18 protein-coding genes and 1 pseudogene are annotated in these 20,270 nt (G+C 71.0%); 10 read left to right on the top strand and 9 right to left on the bottom strand.

The window, feature by feature from the left end; all coding sequences use genetic code 11:
* Positions 1–299 precede the first annotated feature (299 nt).
* The 3 genes from BLT28_RS01630 to BLT28_RS01620 all read left to right on the top strand — a co-directional run bounded on the left by BLT28_RS01630 (position 300) and on the right by BLT28_RS01620 (position 2,209).
* Entirely contained in the window at positions 300–1,142 is an 843-nt protein-coding gene (locus BLT28_RS01630) for a RecB family exonuclease (protein WP_231950941.1), read from the top strand.
* Positions 1,143–1,266: 124 nt separating this feature from the next.
* Positions 1,267–1,872 (top strand): glycoside hydrolase family 25 protein, encoded by a 606-nt coding sequence (locus BLT28_RS01625; RefSeq protein WP_081900241.1) that lies wholly within the window; start codon positions 1,267–1,269, stop codon positions 1,870–1,872.
* A gap of 40 nt (positions 1,873–1,912) precedes the next feature.
* On the top strand, positions 1,913–2,209 hold the full coding sequence (locus tag BLT28_RS01620) for a holin (RefSeq protein ID WP_063766552.1): 297 nt from the start codon (positions 1,913–1,915) through the stop codon (positions 2,207–2,209).
* Between the two features lie 6 nt (positions 2,210–2,215).
* Here BLT28_RS01620 and BLT28_RS01615 read toward each other — a convergent pair whose 3' ends face one another.
* Together BLT28_RS01615 and BLT28_RS01610 are read right to left on the bottom strand one after the other, a co-directional pair.
* Positions 2,216–3,454, bottom strand: coding sequence for an ABC transporter substrate-binding protein (locus BLT28_RS01615; protein ID WP_030429228.1), 1,239 nt, complete (start codon positions 3,452–3,454; stop codon positions 2,216–2,218).
* Between the two features lie 16 nt (positions 3,455–3,470).
* Complete coding sequence (locus BLT28_RS01610; protein WP_030429229.1) at positions 3,471–4,466, bottom strand: LacI family DNA-binding transcriptional regulator; 996 nt, start codon at positions 4,464–4,466, stop codon at positions 3,471–3,473.
* Between the two features lie 148 nt (positions 4,467–4,614).
* On the opposite strand from BLT28_RS01610, the gene BLT28_RS01605 reads away from it, so the two are divergent.
* On the top strand, positions 4,615–5,370 hold the full coding sequence (locus BLT28_RS01605; RefSeq protein ID WP_162184828.1) for a YlbL family protein: 756 nt from the start codon (positions 4,615–4,617) through the stop codon (positions 5,368–5,370).
* A gap of 117 nt (positions 5,371–5,487) precedes the next feature.
* Positions 5,488–6,675, top strand: a complete 1,188-nt coding sequence (locus tag BLT28_RS01600) for a galactose oxidase (RefSeq protein ID WP_052407231.1) — start codon at positions 5,488–5,490, stop codon at positions 6,673–6,675.
* On the opposite strand, the gene hisG is transcribed toward BLT28_RS01600, so the two are convergent.
* Both hisG and BLT28_RS01590 read right to left on the bottom strand, forming a co-directional pair.
* Positions 6,672–7,553, bottom strand: a complete 882-nt coding sequence (gene hisG, locus BLT28_RS01595; protein ID WP_030429232.1) for an ATP phosphoribosyltransferase — start codon at positions 7,551–7,553, stop codon at positions 6,672–6,674. The two genes, BLT28_RS01600 and hisG, sit on opposite strands and share 4 nt — an antisense overlap.
* A gap of 42 nt (positions 7,554–7,595) precedes the next feature.
* Entirely contained in the window at positions 7,596–7,862 is a 267-nt protein-coding gene (locus BLT28_RS01590; protein ID WP_030429233.1) for a phosphoribosyl-ATP diphosphatase, read from the bottom strand.
* 132 nt (positions 7,863–7,994) lie between these two features.
* Between BLT28_RS01590 and BLT28_RS01585 the strand changes: the two genes are divergently transcribed.
* Complete coding sequence (locus BLT28_RS01585; RefSeq protein ID WP_030429234.1) at positions 7,995–8,555, top strand: GrpB family protein; 561 nt, start codon at positions 7,995–7,997, stop codon at positions 8,553–8,555.
* Here BLT28_RS01585 and BLT28_RS41630 read toward each other — a convergent pair.
* From BLT28_RS41630 to metH, 3 genes and pseudogenes are all read right to left on the bottom strand, one after another.
* Positions 8,533–9,287, bottom strand: a pseudogene (locus tag BLT28_RS41630) (ESX secretion-associated protein EspG). The gene BLT28_RS01585 and the pseudogene BLT28_RS41630 overlap by 23 nt on opposite strands.
* A gap of 1,164 nt (positions 9,288–10,451) precedes the next feature.
* Complete coding sequence (locus BLT28_RS01570; protein WP_269459624.1) at positions 10,452–11,141, bottom strand: HAD family hydrolase; 690 nt, start codon at positions 11,139–11,141, stop codon at positions 10,452–10,454.
* 10 nt (positions 11,142–11,151) lie between these two features.
* Positions 11,152–14,712 carry a methionine synthase gene (gene metH / locus BLT28_RS01565; RefSeq protein WP_030429237.1) on the bottom strand — a complete coding sequence of 1,187 codons (3,561 nt, stop codon included), beginning with the start codon at positions 14,710–14,712 and terminating at the stop codon, positions 11,152–11,154.
* Positions 14,713–14,834: 122 nt separating this feature from the next.
* Between metH and BLT28_RS01560 the strand changes: the two genes are divergently transcribed.
* Together BLT28_RS01560 and BLT28_RS01555 are read left to right on the top strand one after the other, a co-directional pair.
* Entirely contained in the window at positions 14,835–15,755 is a 921-nt protein-coding gene (locus tag BLT28_RS01560; protein WP_407638789.1) for a PAC2 family protein, read from the top strand.
* Positions 15,752–16,858 (top strand): MFS transporter, encoded by a 1,107-nt coding sequence (locus BLT28_RS01555; protein ID WP_030429239.1) that lies wholly within the window; start codon positions 15,752–15,754, stop codon positions 16,856–16,858. The genes BLT28_RS01560 and BLT28_RS01555 overlap by 4 nt, the downstream gene beginning before the upstream one ends.
* On the opposite strand, the gene BLT28_RS01550 is transcribed toward BLT28_RS01555, so the two are convergent.
* Positions 16,824–18,032 (bottom strand): FAD-dependent monooxygenase, encoded by a 1,209-nt coding sequence (locus BLT28_RS01550; protein ID WP_030429240.1) that lies wholly within the window; start codon positions 18,030–18,032, stop codon positions 16,824–16,826. The genes BLT28_RS01555 and BLT28_RS01550 overlap by 35 nt on opposite strands.
* 71 nt (positions 18,033–18,103) lie before the next feature.
* Here BLT28_RS01550 and BLT28_RS42370 point away from each other — a divergent pair, with 71 nt between their 5' ends.
* Together BLT28_RS42370 and BLT28_RS01545 are read left to right on the top strand one after the other, a co-directional pair.
* Positions 18,104–18,238, top strand: a complete 135-nt coding sequence (locus BLT28_RS42370; protein ID WP_269459623.1) for a hypothetical protein — start codon at positions 18,104–18,106, stop codon at positions 18,236–18,238.
* Between the two features lie 544 nt (positions 18,239–18,782).
* Entirely contained in the window at positions 18,783–19,316 is a 534-nt protein-coding gene (locus BLT28_RS01545) for a TetR/AcrR family transcriptional regulator (protein ID WP_030429242.1), read from the top strand.
* On the opposite strand, the gene BLT28_RS01540 is transcribed toward BLT28_RS01545, so the two are convergent.
* A complete protein-coding gene (locus tag BLT28_RS01540; RefSeq protein WP_156050865.1) occupies positions 19,310–20,269 on the bottom strand; it encodes a hypothetical protein in 960 nt (319 codons plus the stop codon). The genes BLT28_RS01545 and BLT28_RS01540 overlap by 7 nt on opposite strands.
* Position 20,270 lies beyond the last annotated feature (1 nt).

The raw sequence follows: 20,270 nt of genomic DNA, 5'->3' as shown, positions 1-20,270 counted from the left end.
TGAGCGTGTTGGCTCGCCGTATCGCCCGTGGTGACCCGACCGTGCGCAGGTGCGGGTGATTTGTCCACAACGGTGGGGCTTGTCCACAGCGCGGGCCGCATCGGTGCCCGGCGCCGCCCGACGTTGGGAGGATGGACACGGGGTCGCCCCCCAGGGCGGGTGGGGGCTGGGACGGGGCGGGCCCGGTGATCTTGTCGGGGGACTGGCCTAGGGTGCGGGGCGTGGCGGAGATCGCGAACGACCCCCCAGCTGGCGCACCGGACACCCCCGCGGCCGACGAGCGCGGGGCCCGGCGGCCGATCCGGCGGCCCGCGCTGTCGCCATCCCGGGCCAGCGACTTCAAGCAGTGCCCGCTGCTCTACCGCTTCCGCGCGGTCGACCGGCTGCCGGAGAAGGCGACCAGGGCCCAGGTGCGCGGCACCGTCGTGCACTCCGTGCTGGAGCGGCTGTTCGGGATGCCCGCCCAGGAGCGGGTTCCGGACACGGCGAAGAGCCTGGTCGAACCGTCCTGGGCGGACCTGCTCACCGAACGCCCGGAACTGCTCGCGGAGATGTTCGACGGCGCCGACGACCCCGACCTCGCCGAATGGCTGGAGTCGGCGAAGTCGCTTGTGGACGGTTACTTCCTGCTGGAGGACCCGCGCAGGCTCGAACCCGAGGCCTGCGAACAGCTCGTCGAGACCGAGCTCCCCTCCGGGGTGCTGCTGCGCGGCTACATCGACCGCATCGACGTCGCGCCCACCGGCGAGATCCGCGTCGTCGACTACAAGACCGGTGCGGCGCCGAGGGAAATCGGCGAAGCCAAGGCGCTGTTCCAGATGAAGTTCTACGCGCTGGTGCTGTGGCGGCTGCGCGGAGTGGTGCCGAGGCAATTGCTGCTGATGTACCTCGCGGACCGGCAGAACCTCGCCTACACCCCGGACGAGGGCGAACTGCTGCGCTTCGAACGCACCCTCGACGCGATCTGGCAGGCGATCCTGCGGGCCGGCCGCACCGGGGATTTCCGGCCCAATCCCGGCAAACTCTGCGCCTTCTGCGACCACCAGGCGCTCTGCCCGTCCTTCGGCGGCACTCCGCCCGCCTACCCCGGCTGGCCGGAACCGGACGCCGGAACCGAGACGATGGCCGATCGCGCGGATTGAGAAGACCCAACGGTCGCGCGAAAGTGCGGGGTTTCCCCTCGGTAGGCGGTATTCGGCGACGGTGGTGCCAAGGTATTCATAAAGGCACCCAAAAGCCGGTTGCCACCATCTCGGGGGAGGGGCAATGAGCTCTGGAATCGACGTCTCACGACATCAGGACGTGAACTGGTACGGCGTGCGCGACGCCGGATACGAGTGGGCCTACATCAAGGCGACCGAGGGAATCGGTTATGTGGACCCGCTTTTCGACGCGCACGTGGACGCCGCCCGCTCGGTCGGCTTCACCATCGGCGGCTACCACTTCGCCCGGCCCGACACCAACCCGCCGGAGGCCGACGCCGAGCACTTCGCCACCGAGCTGAACGCGCGCGGCCTCGCGGGCGAGGGCAACCTGCCGCCGTGCCTGGACATCGAGCGCGACAACGGCGGCGACCTCGCGGAGTGGGTGCGGGTCTTCATCGCCGAGACCCGCCGGATCACCGGCAGGCACCAGATCATGGTCTACGCCAGCACGAGCTGGTTCCGCGACAAGCTCAACCCCGACCACTGGCTCGACGACGGGGTCCGGCTCTGGGTCGCGCACTACGGGCGGACACCGGGCCAGCCCGGCTACCTCACCGACAAGGTCTGCGCGCACCAGTACACCGACACGGGCCGGCTGCCGGGCATCGACGGCCACGTCGACCTCAACGTGTGCATGGTCGAGCTGAGCCGGCTCACCGAGCACTAGGCGGAAGCGGTAACGGCACAACGGGAGAAAGGACACTCCTATGTGGACGAAACTGTTCTGGCTCGGCACCCTCGAGCGCGCGATCAAGACCTTCGCGCAGGCGGCGGTCGCGGTGCTCGCGGCCAACTCGGTCGGACTGCTCGACGCCCCGTGGGGCGCGGCGGCCTCGGCGGCGGGCATGGCGGCCGTGCTGTCGGTGCTGACCTCCATCGGATCGGCGACGATCGGCGACCACAACAGCCCCAGCCTGGTCCGCACGGCGGCACCGGCAGGCACGGCGACGCTCACCAGCACGCCACAGGTCACCCCGACCGTGCCGCCGGGGCCGATGCCCTGACCCCGCTCAGGGAATGACGCCCTTCGAGTCCAGCGCGTCCTGAACGGCCGTGCGGAGCTCGGCCGCGACCGCGGCCGGATCGAGGCTCGCGGGGTCCGCCAGCAAGCTGGAGATCGTCGACGACACGGTCTGGTAGGACGGGACCTTCGGGCGCACGCTCGACGTGCGCAACGTGTCCAGGATCGCGTCCTTCATCGGCACCGCCTCGGCGAAGCCGGGATCGTCGTAGACCGACTCCAGCGTCGGCGGCACCCCGCCCTCGATCGCTCCGATGCGCTGGTTCTCCTTGTTCCGCAAGCACAACACGGCGTCGAAGGACTCGGCCGGGTAGCGCGAGAAGCTGCTCACCGCGTAGTCGATGCCGCCGGCGGTGACCTTCGCCGGGGTGTCGGCGGAGATCCGCGGGTACGGCGCCCAGGCGAGGTGCGGGAACAGGCCCGGGTTCTCCGAGCGCATCGACTGGTAGACGAACGGCCAGTTCACCATGAACGCCGACCGGCCTGCCTGCATGGCCCGCCTGCCGTCGTCCTCCGCGCTGCTCGCGAAGGCCGGGTTGGTCGCGGGTGCCGACGCGATCTCCTTGAGCTGCCGGAGAGCCGCGACCGCCCCGCTGTCCACAGTGGACCGCTGTCCGTCCGCGCTGACGAGGCTGCCGTTCGCGGAGTTCACCAGCGTGTTGACCAGAACGGTCAGCCCCTCGTAGGACTTCCCCTGCGCTTCGACGTAGTGCGGCTTGCCCTGCCTCTTCAGCTCCGCACCCGCGGCCAGCAGCTCGGTCCAGGTCGTGGGTGGCTCGGCCACCAGATCGGAGCGGTACCACAACAGCTGCACGTTCGTGTTGTCCGGCGCGCCGTAGAGCTTTCCCTTCCACCGCGCGGTTTCCAGGGGGATCGCCAGGGTTCCGCGTTCGACCTCCTCGCGCACCCCCGGTGGCACCTCGCGGATCCAGCGCGCTTCGGCCATCTCCGCGACCCATGTGACGTCGAGGCCCATGATGTCGATGTCGGCGTCCTCGGCGGCGAGCCTGCGCACGAGCTGCTCGCGCTGCCCGTCCGCCTCTCGTGGCAGCTTGCGGTAGACCAGTTTGTAGCGCCCGGCAGCCCGCTTGTTGCAATTGTCCACAACGGACTGGAAGTGCTCTTGCGGGTACTTGTAGATCGCCAGCGTCGGGACGGGGTCGACCTCGGCGGCGCAGGCGGACAGCAGGCAGGCCACCAGTGCGAGGCCGGTGAGACGAACGGGCATCTTCGCTCCCTTCTGGTCAGGTCGGCGGCGCCGTGGTCCCCCTGACGACCAGCCGGACCGGCAGCACGACCCGATCCGGCTCCGCCGCGCGCTGTCCCCCGACCTGGCGCAGCAGCAGCGAAGCGGCGGTCGAGCCCTGTTCCGCCACGGGCTGGGCGACCGTGGTCAGGTCCAGCACCTCGGCCATCTCGTGGTCGTCGAACCCGATCACCGAAACCCCGCTGCCCGGCTCGATGGCGTGCCTGCGCAAGGCTTTCAGCGCGCCGACCGCCATCTCGTCGGACATGGCGAACACTGCGGTCGGCGGGTCCTTGCGGGTCAGCAGCTCGGTCATCGCGCGCTCCCCGCCCGCGAAGGTGAAGTCACCGACCGCTTCGCCCGCGGCACGGAGTCCGTTGGCGCGCAACACTTCCCGGAAGGCATCGCGACGCTTGCCCGGCACGGTGAAGCCCAGCGGGTCGTCGTCGCCGGAGATCAACGCGATGCGCTCGTGGCCGAGGTTCACCAGGTGCTGCGTCGCGGCCCGGGCCCCCGCGGCGTCGTCGATGCCCACCGAGAGCAGCCCGGCGACGTCGTGCCCGACCAGTCCGACCGGGACGCCGAGCCCTTCGAGGAGGCCGACCTCGGTCGCCGTGATCGGCAGCGCGAGCACGAGCACCGCGTCGGCCCGGCCGCGCAGCGGCAGGCTCGCGAAGAACCGCTCGCGGGACTCCGCGTCGCCGATCGAGTAGAGCAGCACGTCGTAACCTGCCGCGCGCAGGACAGCCTCGGCACCGCTGATCACCTTCGCGAAGAACCACCTGGTGACGTGCGGGACCACGATCGCCACGGTGTCCGTGCGGCCGGAAGCGAGGCTGGACGCCGACCGCGAGACGGCGAAGTTCAGCTCGGCCGCGACGCGCCGCACGTGCTCGCGCGTCGACTCGGCGACGTTGGGCAGGCCACGCAGCGCGCGGGAGACGGTGGCGGTCGAGACCCCGGCTCGCCTGGCGACGTCGTCGATGGTGGCCATGGCGACACGCTAGCTCTTCTGGACCTCGGACTACAAGCGCTTACATCAATGGTTGCAACGGCAGCAGCCCTCGCATCGCCAGTTGAATGCAAGCGTTTACTGCCAGCTCGACACGGATGTGACCGGCGGTACTTGTAGCGTGTGGACCGTGAGCCGCCGCGTCGTGACCTTGGTGTTGAGTGCGTTCCTGGCCGCGGGGCTGGCCCTCGGTTCGACAGCCGTGACCGTGCCGTACGTGGCACTGGGTCCCGGCGAGATCCGGGACACCCTCGCCTCGGTCGACGGCAGACCGGTCGTGGACGTCACCGGCGCGCCGACGTACCCGACAACGGGCTCGCTGTACCTGCCGACCGTCTCGGTCACCGACGAGCTGACGCTGTTCGACGCGGTGCGGTTGTGGGCGTCGTCCCGGTACGCGCTCGCGCCGCGAGAGCAGGTCTTCCCGCCGGACAAGACCTTCCAGCAGGTCCAGCAGGACAACACGAAGGCGTTCACCGGTTCGCAGTCGGTGGCGGAGGACGCGGCGCGCGCCTACCTCAAGCCGTCTTCGCCGATCAAGGTCGACATCGATCTCAAGAACATCGGCGGCCCGTCCGCCGGGCTGGTCTTCGCACTGACCATTGTGGACAAACTGACGCCCGGGGACCTGCTCCGCGGCAAGGCCGTCGCGGGCACCGGTGAGATCAAGCCGGACGGCACGGTCGGCGGGATCGGCGGCATCCGGATGAAGATGATCGCCGCCAAGGAGGTCGGCGCGACCGCCTTCCTCTCCCCCGCCGAGAACTGCAAGGAAGCGCGGCAGACCGTTCCGGACGGGCTGCGCCTGGTCAAGGTGAGCACGCTGACCGAAGCGGTGGACGCGCTCACCGCGCTCGGCGAAGGCCGCGACACCCCCTCCTGCTGACACCACTCGCGTCCGGCGCCTCGAATCCGGTGGCGAGGGCGGGGAGTCTTGCCTGTGCGGGGATCCGGGCCTACCGTGCGCTGACTGGACATCCCACGTCCTATGTCTGGAGGCGGCATGGTCGAGTTCAGCAGGCGCACGTTCGCGGCGGCGGCCTCGCTGCTGCCGCTCCTCCCGGCGACCGCACGGGCGAGTCCGGGCGCGAGCTGGTCGCGGCTCGCCCCGATGCCGCCGAACCCCACCGCCTGGCACCCGGCGATCCCCGTGGGCAAGCCGCACTGGCGGCAGCTCGGCCTGGCCGGTCCGGTCGCCGGTGCGCACGCGGGTCACCTGATCGTCGCGGGCGGTGCGAACTTCCCGGAGCCCGCGAAGACCTCGAACCGGCCGAACGCGCTCGGCAAGGTCTACTGGAACGACGTGTTCGTCATGGCTCCCGACGGTTCCTGGCTGCCGACGACGTTCACCGTGCCCAACAGCCTGGCCTACTCCGCCTGTCTGAGCACCGCACGCGGCGTCCTCGTCATCGGCGGCGAGGGATTTCTCAATGGCCCCAACGGTTCTGCGCTCGCGCAGGTCCGGAAGTTCGCCGACGTATTCTACCTGCGCTACCACTCGCAGCGGCGAGCGATCGAACGGGAACAGCTGCCTCCGTTGCCGCGTCCGCTCTCCTACGGCGTGGCCGGGATCGTCGACGAGGTCGTGTACGTGGCGGAGGGAGCGGACTTCTACGCACTCGACCTCGACCGTCCCGGTGACGGGTGGCGAACCCTGCCGTCCTGGCCCGGTGATCCGCGTTCAGTCGCGGTGGGGGCGGCGCACAACGGACGGTTCTACCTGCTCAGCGGGCGCGCGCAGACCTCGGCGGGCTGGCAGTTCTACCGCGACGCCTACGCCTACTCGCCGCGCCTGCGGTCGTGGCGCCGCATCGCCGACCTGCCCTGGTGCGTCACCGCAGGGCTGGCCTACCCCACCGCTGACGGGCTGCTGGTGCTCGGCGGCGACCGCGACCTGGAGCGGTGGAACCTGATCCAGGAGCGGACCGCGCTGCGCGACCGCGAACCGAAGGGCTCCCCGCGCTGGCACGAGCACAACGACGTGATCACCTGGATCCACGACCACCACACCGGGTTCACCCCGGAGGTGCTGCGGTACGACGCGGCGCGCGACTCCTGGCGCACCACGGGGCACTTCCCCGGCCCGCCGCCCGCGACCACCCCGGCGGTGCTCTGGCGGGAGCACCCCGTCGTGGTCAGCGGCGAGATCAGGCCGGGGGTGCGCACCCCGGTGGTGTGGCGCCTCGGCTAGAGGCGGCAGGAGCGGATGTCGGAGACCAGGATCGCCTTGGCGCCCAACGCGATCAGCCGGTCCATCACCAGGTTCGCCTCCTTGCGGGCGACCATGGCGCGCACCGCGACCCACTGCGGGTCGGCGAGCGGGGACATCGTCGGCGAGTCCAGGCCCGGGGTGATCTCCACCGCCGCGTCCAGCAGGTCCTGCGGGCAGTTGTAGTCCAGCATCATGTACTGCTGGGCGAACACCACGCCCTGCAGGCGCCCGGCCAGCTGGGCCTTCTCCGCCGCGGACCCGCTCGCGGGGTCGAGCGTCGACACGGCGGCCGGGGAGTCCGCGCGCTCGATCAGCACGCCTTCGGAGCGGCAGATCTCGTCACCGAAGGCGACCAGCCCGTGCTGGCGCAGCGTGCGGCCGGAGCCGACCACGTCCGCGACCGCGTCGGCGACGCCGAGCTGGATGGAGATCTCCACCGCGCCGTCGAGCCGGATCACCTCGGCCGCGGTGACCCCGTGCCGGGCCAGGTCGGTGCGCACCAGCCGCGGGTAGGCGGTGGCGATCCGCTTGCCCTCCAGGTCGCCGACCTTCCACTCGCGCCCGGCAGGCGCCGCGTAGCGGAAGGTGGAGAAGCCGAAGCCCAGCGACAGGGTCTCGGCCACCGGGGCCCCGGACTCCAGCGCCAGGTCCCGGCCGGTGATGCCCAGGTCCAGCTCACCGGAGCCGACGTAGATGGCGATGTCCTTGGGGCGCAGGAAGAAGAACTCGACCTCGTTGACCGGGTCGAGCACGGTCAGGTCGCGCTGCTCATGCCGCTGCCGGTAGCCAGCCTCGGTGAGCATCTCGGAGGCGGCACCGGCCAGTGTGCCCTTGTTGGGCACAGCGACACGCAACATCGTTTCTCTCCTCGGTGTTTGCTGCTGGAGGTAGCGGTGGGCTCACAGGTGGCGATAGACGTCGTCGAGGCTGATGCCGCGGCCGATCATCAGCACCTGCAGGCGGTAGAGCAGCTGCGAGATCTCCTCGGCCAGCTGCTCGTCGGACTGGTACTCGGCGGCGATCCACACCTCGCCCGCCTCCTCCAGCACCTTCTTGCCCTGCGCGTGCACCCCGGCGTCCAGCGCGGCCACCGTGCCGGAGCCCTCCGGCCTGGTCGCTGCCCGTTCGGTCAGCTCGGCGAACAACCCGTCGAACGTCTTCGTCACGACGAAATCCTTACATTCGCCCTGCTCGACCCCGCAAGCAGGTCTTCGGTCACCGGAGCGAACGGATGACTCGGGTGATCGGCCTCACCTGGGTTATTCTGGCCGACTGCTCTCAGGAAGGGACGCACGATCATGAGCACTCCCCTGTCGGACGACGAGATCGTCGCCGCCAACGTGGACTTCGACCCCACCCACAACTCCGCGATCACCCTCGCCGAGTACGACCCCGAGTGGCCGAGGCTGTTCGAGCGGGAGGCGAGACGCCTGCGATCGCTGCTCGGCGACACCCTCGTGCGGGCCGAGCACACCGGCTCGACGTCGGTACCCGGCCTCGCCGCGAAGCCGATCATCGACATGTCCGTGGCGGTGGTCGACTCCGCGGACGAGGCCACCTACGTGCCGCAGCTGGAGGCGGCCGGGTACGTGCTCCGGGTGCGCGAGCCCGAGTGGTTCGAGCACCGGATGTTCAAGGGCCCGGACACCAACATCAACCTGCACGTGTTCTCGGCGGGCTGCTCCGAGATCGACCGGATGGTGCGCTTCCGCGACCACCTGCGCACCCGTGACGAGGACCGGCAGCTCTACGAGCGGACCAAGCGCGAACTGGCTCAGCGCACCTGGAAGTACGTGCAGAACTACGCCGACGCCAAGACGGAGGTGATCCAGCAGATCATGCGGCGCGCAGGCGGCTGACCAGGTCGCTCGCCGTGGCGGGACCGACGACCAGCCAGGGTTCACCGCTGGCGTCGGCCCGCCGCACGCACAGGTACCGGCCGCCGCCGGTGTCGAAGTGGTGCACGGCCGTCCCGATCCCGCCGCGGATCGCGGAGAGGATGAGACCCGCGCCCGTTCTCGGCCGTTCGAGCAGCAGCCGGCACCGCCTCAGCTCGGCGTCCTCCGGTGCGCCTGGACGAGCACGGAGTCCCGCGCGGGCGGCCGCTCGGGCACCGAGAAGATCCCGCCGCTGCCCGGCGGCATGGGCGGCAACGCGGCGACCAACGCCTCCGCGGCCCGGGCCGCCGGGACGGTCTCCAGCGTGACCTGGTCGCGGTCGACCACCACGCGCAGCGCGGCCTGCTGCCCCACCGCGACGTGCGCCGACCAGCTGCGGTCGATCCCGCCGAACCACCCGAAGTACTCCACGGACGGTGCGCGCAGCAACGACATCGCCGGTGCCATGTCCCCGTGCGGCGCGAGCTCCTGCCAGGCCAGCCGCTCCAGCTCCTGCCGTTCCCGCGTGGTCCGGCCCGGCGAGGGGCACGTGGCCAGCGCGGGCGGTTTCGTGCCGAGGGCGTGGTGCTGCCACAGCACGTCGAAGGCGGGTGCGGAGATCCGTGCTCGCACGCTCAGGGCTCTTCGCCGATGACGGGCGGCGCGACCCTCCGCATGTCGTTGGAGAACACGTCGTCGACCTCCACCAACCATGACGGCCGCTCGTGTTCCCCGTCCTCGGCCTTGGTGGCCACCCGCCGGCCTGGACCGCGCCCTCTGACTGCCCGATTCGGGCCGCCACGGCTGCGGTCCGGTCTGGCCACCGCGCTGCGGCGTCGGCACGAACGATGCGCTCTCCGATCCGCCGCGTCGGCCTCCGCCGCCGGGAGAGATCGGCGGTGGGCTGGGGTCCCGTGGTGGCGTCTCGGGCGGCTTCACCTCACCGCCGCCCCCGACCGGATGGGCGAACTCCGCCACGGCCTGGAGGGCGGTGCTGCTGCTCATCGCGTAGCTCTCGGCGACGCGGACGTTGTGCTCCAGGTTCGCCTGCCACTGCTGCGTCGACTTGATGAAGTCGTTCACGCCGGAGCCGCCGAAGGGCATGAACCCGACGGTGACCTTCCGGGGGTCGGGCTCGGGATGTGGCGGCTCCACACTGTTCCTGGCTCGGTCGAAGGCGTCCCGCACCAGGACGACCTGCTTCTGCGCGCCGTCCGCCACCTGCTGGATCTGGTCCGCCCACGCCAGCATCGGGCTCATCCCACCGCGGGCGGCGTCGGCGGCTCCGCCGGTCCAGAACGCCCGCGACTCCTCGGTCCCCCGCTTGAGGATGCCGTGCACATCCGCGTGGATCTGGGTGATCTGCTTGAGCACGGCCTCCGCGGCCGAGCACGCCGGTTGCGGCCCCTGCTTGTCGTGGAACCAGTCGTAGATCGTCGTCGCGTCGAACCCGGCGGCCCGCGGCTCGCCCACGATCGTCTTGGTGAACATCGCCCGACAGGCGCGGTCCTTCGCTCGCTCGCAGCCCGACGCCACCACGCAGCACGACCGGCGAAGCCGCATCACACCCCGTGACCGAACGTGCGGCGGTTGCGCTCCTCGTTGTCCCGGTAGATCTTCAGCGACGCCTCCAACTTCAGGCTCAACGCGTCCAACTGGGCAATGGCAGCCTCGTTCACCCAAGCGTAACCACTCGGCTCACGCCCGAGTCTCCGTGTGATCGCCTCTCCATCAATCATGGGCGCATGCCTGAATCGCTCGCGAAGGCGATGCTGACCTGCGAAATCTCCGAGGTCTCAGCAGAGGGCCCGTCCTGCCCGGAACCCGATCCCGCCCTTGTCCGGCCTCCCCCGCAAACAGAGAACCGGATATGGCGAATCAGCGGGACAGAACCACGGACAATTCGGAGAGGTCCACTCCGACAAGGGATTCGCGGAAAAGCCGGCGTTCGCCCGAATCGACGGCGACTTCGCAGGGAATGACCAGAACGGTTGCCCCGGATGCCACTCCCGCGGCCACTCCGGTGGGGGAATCCTCGATCACCACGCAGCGGGTGATGTCGACGCCGAGCCGGGCGGCGGCGGTGAGGTAGGGCTCCGGATCGGGCTTGGGGTTGGTGACCTCGTCGCCGCAGAGGGTGATGTCGAAGTACTCGCGGCCGATGGAGTCCAGGGCCACCTCGGTCAGCTCGCGGACCGTGGAGGTGACCAGCGCGGTGGGGACGCCGCTGTCGCGGATGGCGCGCAGCGCCTCGGGGGCGCCGGGCCGCCAGGGCAGGCCGGCCGCGAACAGCTCGGCGGTGCGGGCGACGAGCCACTCGCCCGCGTCGGCCAGCGCCGAGGGCTCAGCGGGCAGGCCGAGCGCGGCGAACAGCAGCCGCAGGGTGCGTTCCTGGTTGGAGCCGACCATCTCCGCCCTGGTTTCCGCGCTCAGCTCGCCGCCGAGGCGGACCGCCAGCTCGGCCAGCGGGATGTCCCAGATCTTCTCCGAGTCCACCAGCGTGCCGTCCATGTCCCACAGCACGGCCGCCGGGCCGTCCGAGGAAGACGCTGCGGACGGTCTGGTCACAGGGATCTCCTTATGCGTTGAAGTACTTGGCTTCGCGGTGGTGCAGCACGAAGGCGTCGGTGGACTGCTCGGGGTGCAGCTGCAGCTCCTCGGACAGCTGCACGCCGATCCGGCCGGGCTCCAGCAGGTCGACGAGCTTGGTGCGGTCCTCCAGGTTCGGGCAGGCCCCGTAGCCCAGCGAGTAGCGGGCGCCGCGGTAGCCGAGCTTGAAGAACTCCTCGACGTCGCCGGGGTCCTCCGCCGCGACGGTGCCGCCGTCCGGCCAGACCAGCTCCTCGCGGATGCGCTTGTGCCAGTACTCCGCCAGCGCCTCGGTCAGCTGCACGCCGAGGCCGTGCACCTCCAGGTAGTCGCGGTAGGCGTCCTTGGCGAACAGCTCGTTGGCGAAGTCGGCGATCGGCTGGCCCATGGTGACGAGGTGGAACGGCAGCACGTCCACCTCGCCGGCGGCCAGCGCCAGCTCGCGGGGGCGGATGAAGTCGGCGATGCACAGCCTGCGGTCGCGCCGCTGGCGGGGGAACTCGAAGGTGTGCCGCACCGGCGCGTCGGGCCGCGGCTCGGTCAGCACGTGCACGGAGTTGCCCTCGGCCACCGCGGGGAAGTAGCCGTAGACCACCGCGGCGTGCTGGAGGATGTTCTCGGTGGCCAGCCGCTCCAGCCAGTAGCGCAGCCGCGGGCGGCCCTCGGTCTCCACCAGCTCCTCGTAGGTCGGGCCGTCGCCACCGCGGCTGCCGCGCAGGCCCCACTGGCCGAGGAAGGTGGCGCGCTCGTCCAGCAGCGCCGAGTAGTCCGCCACCGGAACGCCCTTCACCACGCGCGTTCCCCAGAACGGCGGGGTCGGCAGCGGCAGGTCCACGGCGACGTCGGAACGACCGAGATCGGTCGAGGGTTCGGGCTCGGCCCGGGCCTTGCGCTGTTCGGCGATGCGGCGCGAGCGCTCGTGGCGGGCCTTGCGCTCGGCGGCCTTGGCCCGCTCCTCCGCGGAGAGCGCGGGTTCGCCGCCGCCGCGCTTGGCGGCCATGATCGCGTCCATCAACCGCAGCCCCTCGAAGGCGTCCCTGGCGTAGCGGACGTCGCCCTCGTAGACCTCGGCGAGGTCGTTCTCCACGTAGGAGCGGGTCAGCGCGGCGCCGCCGAGCAGCACCGGCCACCGCCCTGCCACCCCGCGGGAGTTCATCTCCTGCAGGTTCTCCTTCATGATCACGGTGGACTTCACCAGCAGACCGGACATGCCGATCACGTCGGCGTTGTGCTCGGCCGCGGCGTCCAGGATGGTGCTGATCGGCTGCTTGATGCCGATGTTGACGACGTCGTAGCCGTTGTTGGACAGGATGATGTCGACCAGGTTCTTGCCGATGTCGTGCACGTCGCCCTTGACGGTGGCCAGCAGCAGCCTGCCCTTGCCGTCGTCGTCGGTGCGCTCCATGTGCGGTTCCAGGTAGGCCACCGAGGACTTCATCACCTCGGCGGACTGGAGCACGAACGGCAGCTGCATCTGGCCGGAGCCGAACAGCTCGCCGACGGTCTTCATGCCGCCGAGCAGCGTGTCGTTGATGATCTGCAGCGCGGGGCGCTGTTCCAGGGCCGCGTCCAGGTCGGCCTCCAGTCCCTTGCGCTCGCCGTCGACGATGCGCCGCTCCAGCCGTTCGAACAGCGGCAGCGCGGCCAGCTCCTCGGCGCGGGAGGCCTTGGCCGAGGACGCGCTCACGCCCTCGAACAGCTCCATGAAGCGCTGCAACGGGTCATAGCCCTCGCGGCGGCGGTCGTAGACCAGGTCCAGAGCGACGGCGCGCTGCTCGTCGGGGATGCGCGCCATCGGCAGGATCTTCGAGGAGTGGGCGATCGCGGTGGTCAGCCCGGCCTGCACGCACTCGTGCAGGAACACCGAGTTGAGCACCTGGCGGGCGGCCGGGTTGAGGCCGAAGGAGATGTTGGACAGGCCGAGGGTGGTCTGCACCTCGGGGAAGCGGCGGTTCAGCTCGCGGATCGCCTCGATGGTCTCGATGCCGTCGCGGCGGACCTCCTCCTGGCCGGTGGAGATCGGGAAGGTGAGGGTGTCCACCACGATGTCGCTGACCCGCATCCCCCAGTTGGTGGTCAGGTCCTCGATCAGCCGCGTGGCGACCCGGACCTTCCACTCCGCGGTGCGCGCCTGGCCCTCCTCGTCGATGCACAGCGCGACGACGGCGGCCCCGTGCTCCTTGACGTGCCGCATGATCCGCTGGAAGCGGGAGTCGGGGCCGGCACCGTCCTCGTAGTTGACGGAGTTGACGATGCACCGCCCGCCGAGCCGTTCCAGGCCCGCGCGCAGCACCTCCGGCTCGGTCGAGTCGAGCATGATCGGCAGCGTGGACGCGGTGGCCAGCCTGCCCGCCAGCTCGGACATGTCCGCGGTGCCGTCCCGGCCGACGTAGTCGACGCAGAGGTCGAGCATGTGCGCGCCGTCGCGGGTCTGGCCGCGGGCGATCTCCACGCAGTCCTCGAACCGGCCGGAGAGCATGGCCTCGCGGAAGGCCTTGGAGCCGTTGGCGTTGGTCCGCTCGCCGATCATCAGCACGGACGCGTCCTGCTGGAAGGGAACGGCCTGGTAGACGGAGGAGGCGCCCGGCTCCGGACGCGGCCTGCGCCGCGCGGGGGTGAGGTCCTCGGCGACCTCGGCGACGGCGCGGATGTGGTCGGGCGTGGTGCCGCAACAGCCGCCGAGCAGGCGGACGCCGAACTCGGTCGCGAAGCCCGCGAGCGCCTCGGCCAGCTCGTCCGCGCCGAGCGGGTAGACCGCGCCGGCGGGCCCGAGCTGCGGCAGGCCCGCGTTGGGCATCACCGACAGCGGGACGCGGGAGTGCTTGGACAGCTGGCGCAGGTGCTCGCTCATCTCGGCCGGGCCGGTGGCGCAGTTCAGGCCGATCAGGTCGATGCCGAGCGGTTCGAGCGCGTTGAGCGCGGCGCCGATCTCGCTGCCGACCAGCATGGTGCCGGTGGTCTCCACGGTGACGTGGGCGATGATCGGGACGTGGCGGCCCTCCTCGGCCATCGCCCGCTTGCAGCCGATGATCGCCGCCTTGGCCTGCAGCAGGTCCTGGCAGGTCTCCACCAGCATCGCGTCGACGCCGCCCGCGAGCATGCCCTTGGCCTGCTCCTGGTAGGCGTCGCGGAGCGTGGCGAAGTGCACGTGGCCGAGGGTGGGCAGCTTGGTGCCGGGCCCGATCGAGCCGAGCACGAAGCGCGGCCGGTCGGCTGTGGCGAACTCGTCGGCGACACCGCGGGCGATCCTGGCGCCCGCCTCGGCCAGCTCGAAGATCCGCTCCGGGCAGTCGTACTCGGCCAGGTTCGCCCAGTTCGCGCCGAAGGTGTTGGTCTCGACCGCGTCGGCGCCCGCCTCGAAGTAGGCGCGGTGCACCGAGGCGACGACCTCGGGCCGGGTCACGTTGAGCACCTCGTTGCAGCCTTCCAGCCCCTGGAAGTCGTCCAGGGTCAGCGGCCACGCCTGCAACATGGTGCCCATCGCCCCGTCTGCGACCAGAATGCGCTGGTCAAGGACGTCCAGCAGCGGCGATGCGACGCGATCAGCCATGCGGCCAGCGTAGTGGGAGCGCTCCGCCGCGGCCCACGGCGACGGCCCCGGCGTCCGCTGGGTGGGACGGCACGTCGGCGGCGGTGGCGAAAACGGTCGGTGCGGGGTCGTAGGCTGGCGCGGTGACAGATCCAGACCTCGCGCGCGGCGCACACGGGGCCACCGGCGAGCCGGGCGGGCTGCCGAAGCTGAACAACCCGGTGATGGTGGCGGCGTTCGAGGGGTGGAACGACGCCGGTGACGCGGCGAGCACCGCGATCGAGCACCTGCTGCTGATCTGGGACGCCGCCCCGCTCGCCGAGATCGACCCGGACGAGTACTACGACTTCCAGGTCAGCAGGCCGTCGGTGAAGAACGTCGACGGCGTGACCAGGCGGATCGAGTGGCCGACGACGCGGCTGTCGGTGTGCCGCCCGCCGGGCTCCGACCGGGACATCGTGCTGGTGCACGGCATCGAGCCGAACATGCGCTGGCGGGCCTTCTGCGCCGAGCTGCTGCGCTACGTCAACGAGCTGGAGATCACCACCGTGATCACGCTCGGCGCGCTGCTGATGGACAACCCCCACACCAGGCCGGTGCCGGTGACCGGGACCGCCTACGACGCGGAGTCGGCGGCCAGGTACTCGCTGGAGCGCTCGCGCTACGAGGGGCCGACCGGGATCGTCGGGGTGTTCCAGGACGCCTGCGTGCAGTCCGGGGTGCCCGCGATCTCGTTCTGGGCGGCCGTTCCGCACTACGTCTCGCAGCCGCCCGCGCCCAAGACCACGCTGGCCCTGCTGCACCGGGTCGAGGACGTGCTGGACGTGGAGGTCCCGCTCGGCGCGCTGCCGGAGCAGGCGGAGGAGTGGGAGCAGACGGTCAGCGAGATGGCCGAGGAGGACGAGGACGTGCGCGACTACGTCCGGTCCCTCGAGGAGCGCGGCGACCAGGACAACAAGCTGACCGAGCTGGGCGAGACCAGCGGTGAGGCGATCGCCGCCGAGTTCGAGCGCTACCTGCGCAGGCGGTGGGGCGGGGACGGGCCGCCGCGCCCCGGTCTGTGAGGCCGTCCTGGCTGACGGCCGGGCTGTACGCGGGCGGGTTCCTCGGGCCGTTCGGCGGCGGCGTGGTCACCGCGATGCTGCCCGAGCTGGGCGTCGCGTTCGGGGTGTCGGCGGGAGCGGCCTCGGCGTCGCTCACCGTCTACATGATCCCGTTCGCCGCGCTCATGCTGGTGTCGGGCACCTACGGCGAGCGTTGGGGCGCGCGGCGCACCGTCGTGCTCGCGTACGTGGTGTACACGGCGGCCTCGCTGTGTTGCGCACTGGCCGACTCGGAGGCGCTTTTCCTTGCGGGACGGGCGGTTCAGGGCGCCGCGAACGCGTTCACCACGCCGCTGTTGCTGTCGGCGGTCGCGGCGGTCACCCCGCCGGAACGGCTCGGCAGGGCGCTCGGGTGGTTCGCCTCGATGCAGGCGGCGGGGCAGACGTTCTCGCCGATGGTGGGCGGGCTCGCGGCGGAGCTGTCGTGGCGCTGGGCCTTCGCCGGAGTCGCTGCCGTCTCCGCCGTTCTCGCTGTTCTCGGTGTGCCGCAAGGGAGATCGGCCGAGCGCCCGAGCCTGCGCAGTGCGTGGCGGCCCCGGGTGCTGCGGTCCGGCTTCGTCGCGATGGCGTGCTGGGGCTGTCTCGGTGGGCTGTCCTTCTTGGTCTCGTTGCGGCTGGCGGACGGTTTCGAGCTGGGCGCGGGAGCCCGGGGCGCGCTGCTGACCGGCTTCGGCGTGTGCGGCCTGCTGACGGCGCGCGCGGTGGGCCGGGCCGTCGACCGCTTCGGCTCGACGCGGTGCGTCCTGGTCGGTGCGTTCGTCGGCGGTGCGCTCGTGGTGTCGGTCGGCCTGCTGCCCTGGCTGCCCGGGATCGCGCTGGCGTGGGCGCTCGCGGGTGCGGCGACGCAGTTGATGCTGGTCGGCCTGAACGCGCTCGTCCTGACCTCGCACGGCGGGAACCGGGGCGGAGCGGTGTCGGTCGTGCAGTCGCTGCGCTTCCTCGGCGGAGCCCTCTCCCCCGCCGCCCTCGTCCCGGTCTACCACCTCAGCCACGGGGCGGCGTTCGTGCTGCCCGCTGTGGTGCTCGCGATCAGCGCGCCCGTAGTGCTACCGCGTAGTCCTTGACGGTCATCGAGTCGTGCATGCGAACACCTCGGGTGTTCAGCTTCGCGACGGCCCGGGCAACGCCCGCGGGCAGAGCGGTGAGCAGCCGGGTGCCGGCGGCCAGTCCCCACACCCCGAGGCGGGACTTCGGGATGAGCGTCTTCGCAGCCCGCAGGGCGAACACGCGGCTTCTCCGCACCAGGTCGGCCATTTCGCGTTCGTAGGCGGCGAAAGCGCGCTCGTGGTCACCGCGGGCTTCGGCGAGTTCACCGGCGAGCACGTACGCGCCGAGGACGGCCAGGCTCGTGCTCCCGCCGACCGCGGGCCCCGGGCAGTACCCCGCGTCGCCGACGAGCGTGACCCGGCCGCGCGACCAGGCGTCCGTGCGGAGCTGGGTGATCGAGTCGAAGTAGAACGCCGGAGTGCGGTCCAGTTCGTCCAGCCAGCCGTCCACCTCGGGGTGCATGTCCGAGAACGCATGGCGCAGCAGCTCTTTCTGCCTCGGCACGTCGCGGTGGTGGTAGTCGAGCGGCCGTTCGCTGTGGAACAGGAAGAGCGCCCGCGCCTCGTCGAGGTGCCGCGCGCTGTAGACCCCGCTCAGCCGTCCCGGTCCCAGATGGCAGCGGAACTCGCCGTCGCCCGCGAACCCCTTGGGCACGGACAGCACCGCCAGGTACGCGCCGACGTGGATCTTCGGCACGTCGCCGAAGACGAGCCGCCGCACGTTCGAGTGCAGCCCGTCCGCGCCGACCACCACGTCGAAGCGGCGCGCAGGCGCGTTCTCGAACCGCACCTCGCCGTCGTCGGAGATCGCGGTGATCGAGTCGCCGAAGACGTACTCCGCGTCGGCCTTGCTCGCGTCGTAGTAGAGCTGGCTCAGGTCGTCCCGCATGATCTCGACGTGCCGGTCGGACAGGACACCGAAGAGCTTGCCGAGGTCGATCGGAGCGGCACGGCGGACGCCCTCGCGGTGCAGCGTCATCCGCCGCGTGCCGGTGGCGCGGTCCTCGATCCCCGGCAGCACGCCCATCCGCTCGGAGATGTCCATCGCCGGCCGGAACAGGTCGACCGCGTGCCCGCCGGTCCTGCGCAGCGCGGGCGCGCGCTCCACCACCGTCACGTCGAACCCGTACCTGGTCAGCCAGTGCGCCAGCACCGGTCCGGCGATGCTCGCCCCGGAGATCAGCACCCGCATCTCGCCCCCTTACTTAACGGTTGGTAAGTGCCCATACTGACACTTACCGACCGTTAAGTACACACCTCGCCGTGCGGCACCGGATCTTCGACGCGGCGGACCTCTACCTGGTCCCGTTCAGCCTGGTGTTCTGCGGGATCACCGCCGGCGTCCTGGTCAGCGCCCCCGGACCCGGTTCGTCGTCTTCGGCGGTGTCTTCGCGCTGATCGGCCTGTACCTGCTCGGCGGCAGGCTCGTGCTGCGCTACCTCACCGTCCGCTCCGCGCAGTACGCGGTGACCGATCGCCGAGTGATCGTCTCCACCGCTCCGTTCGGCGTGCGCAGGCAACGGTCGAAGCGCCTCGACGAGCTGTCCGCACCGAACGTCAAGCAGCACGAGGACGGCAGCGGCACAGTGTCGTCCAACGGACCTGCCGTGCTCGCGACGCTCGTCCGGGGTACGCGGTTCACCCGGTGGCCCGCTGTCGACGAGCTGCTCCCCGGTGAACGCGTGCTGTGGACCGGCAGTCCCGTCCGGCACCCGTTCCTCGACTCGTCGGACATCGTCATCGTCCCGGTCACGGCACCGGCCATCGTCTTCTGGTCCTCCGTCGTGGGCGCCCTTGCACAGCGCTCACCCCCGAGGCGGCGCTGCAACGGCCGATCGTGCTGGAGGCGATCCCCGATGCCGCGCGGGTGGAGGACATCATCATCGACGCCCGAGTACTGGCGCCGAACCGGCGGTGAAGCGGACGAAAGTACGCTTGGCGGGTGGCCAGGGCTTCCGACACCAGACAGCGCATCCAGGCGGTCGCGCGCGATCTCTTCCGCAGGAAGGGTGTGCAGAAGACCAGCCTCCAGGCCATCGCCGCCGAGCTCGGCATCACCAAACCGGCGCTGTACTACCACTTCGCCTCGCGCGAGGAGCTGGTGCGCAGCATCGTGCAGCCGCTCATCGAGGACGGCGAGGCGTTCCTGCTGCGGCAGGAGAAGCTGGCCGAGGTCGACCAGCGCGCGCTGCTGGAGGGCTACTTCGACTTCCACTTCGAGCACCGCGACCTGATCGTGCTGGTGCTGACCGAGATGACCACGCTGGCCGAGCTCGGCATGATCGAGATCGTGCTGACCTGGCGGCAGCGGCTGGCGGAGCTGCTGTTCCCGCCGTCGCCGAGCCTGGCCGAGTCGGCGCGGGCGGTGGTGGCGCTCGGCGGGCTGCAGGACTGCACCATCCAGTTCCCGCACGTGCCGAGGGAGCAGCTGCGCAAGGCGGCGGTCGACGCCGCCCACGCCGCTCTCACTCAGTAGGCCCTGCGCAGCGCCCTGGTGAACGCCTTCAGCGGGTCGCCCTGGTAGTACCAGGGATATTCGTAGGCCTGGTTTCCCATGCGGGAGAACAGTTCCCGCGCGTCGGCCCACCGCTCGGCCTGGGCCAGCGCGTAGCCGACGACGGTGCGGTCGTGCAGGGCCATGGCGTGCCCGGGTTCGGAGCCGCCGAGCCAGGCGAGCGCGGCGTCGATGTCCGCCTCCACCTCGGGCGATTCCTTCCAGAAGTCAGCCACCTTGTAGGCGTGCTTGAACCCCTTGCCCTCCTCGGTGAGGACGTACTCGGCGTGCGCCTGCAAGGGCAGCACCGCGGCCCAGGGGCCGGTCGCCTTGCGCGCGAACGCGTACATCTGCTCGTGCGAGCCGTGCCACTTCTCGGCGAGGTACTGCAACGCGGCGATGTGCCCGAGGCGGTTGTGCGGGTCGCGCGCGGTGAGCTGGTTCCACCGGCGGCGGAACTCGTTCTGCGGCTCCTCCTGGCCGATCGCCAGCCAGAGCATCGCCACCCACGGGGTGGGGTCGTCCGGGCCGAGCTCGATCGCCCGCCGGCACAGCCCGCGCGCCCGGGTCAGCCCCTGGAAGAAGCCCTCGAACGCCTCGCTGCCGGTGTTCTCCGCCCAGTCCGCGCCGCGCATCGCCCAGGCGCGGTGCACCTCGCCCCAGCCGCGCACGGCGGCCGCGCCCGCGTCGGCCGGGCGTTCGGCGCACCACTGGTCGGCCCACCCGGCGTCCTCGACGGTGGCCTGGGCGAGCACGTCGACCGCGTGCCCCCTGCGGTCCCAGTCGTCGCCGACGTCGCGCAACAGCTCCTCCGCCGGGTGCCAGTCCCCCCGGCGCGCGTGGTCTCGCGCCACCCGCAGCGCGTCGTCGTCCAGGGCGGGGTCGTCGATGATCACGCCCTCGGGGGCCGCTGAGCGGCGACGGAAGAATGCCACG

The sequence above is a fragment of the Allokutzneria albata genome (genome assembly GCF_900103775.1).
Taxonomy (GTDB): Bacteria; Actinomycetota; Actinomycetes; order Mycobacteriales; family Pseudonocardiaceae; genus Allokutzneria; species Allokutzneria albata.
The sequence above is the reverse complement of the archived record's forward strand: the minus strand, read 5'-3'. Positions and strand labels throughout refer to the sequence as shown.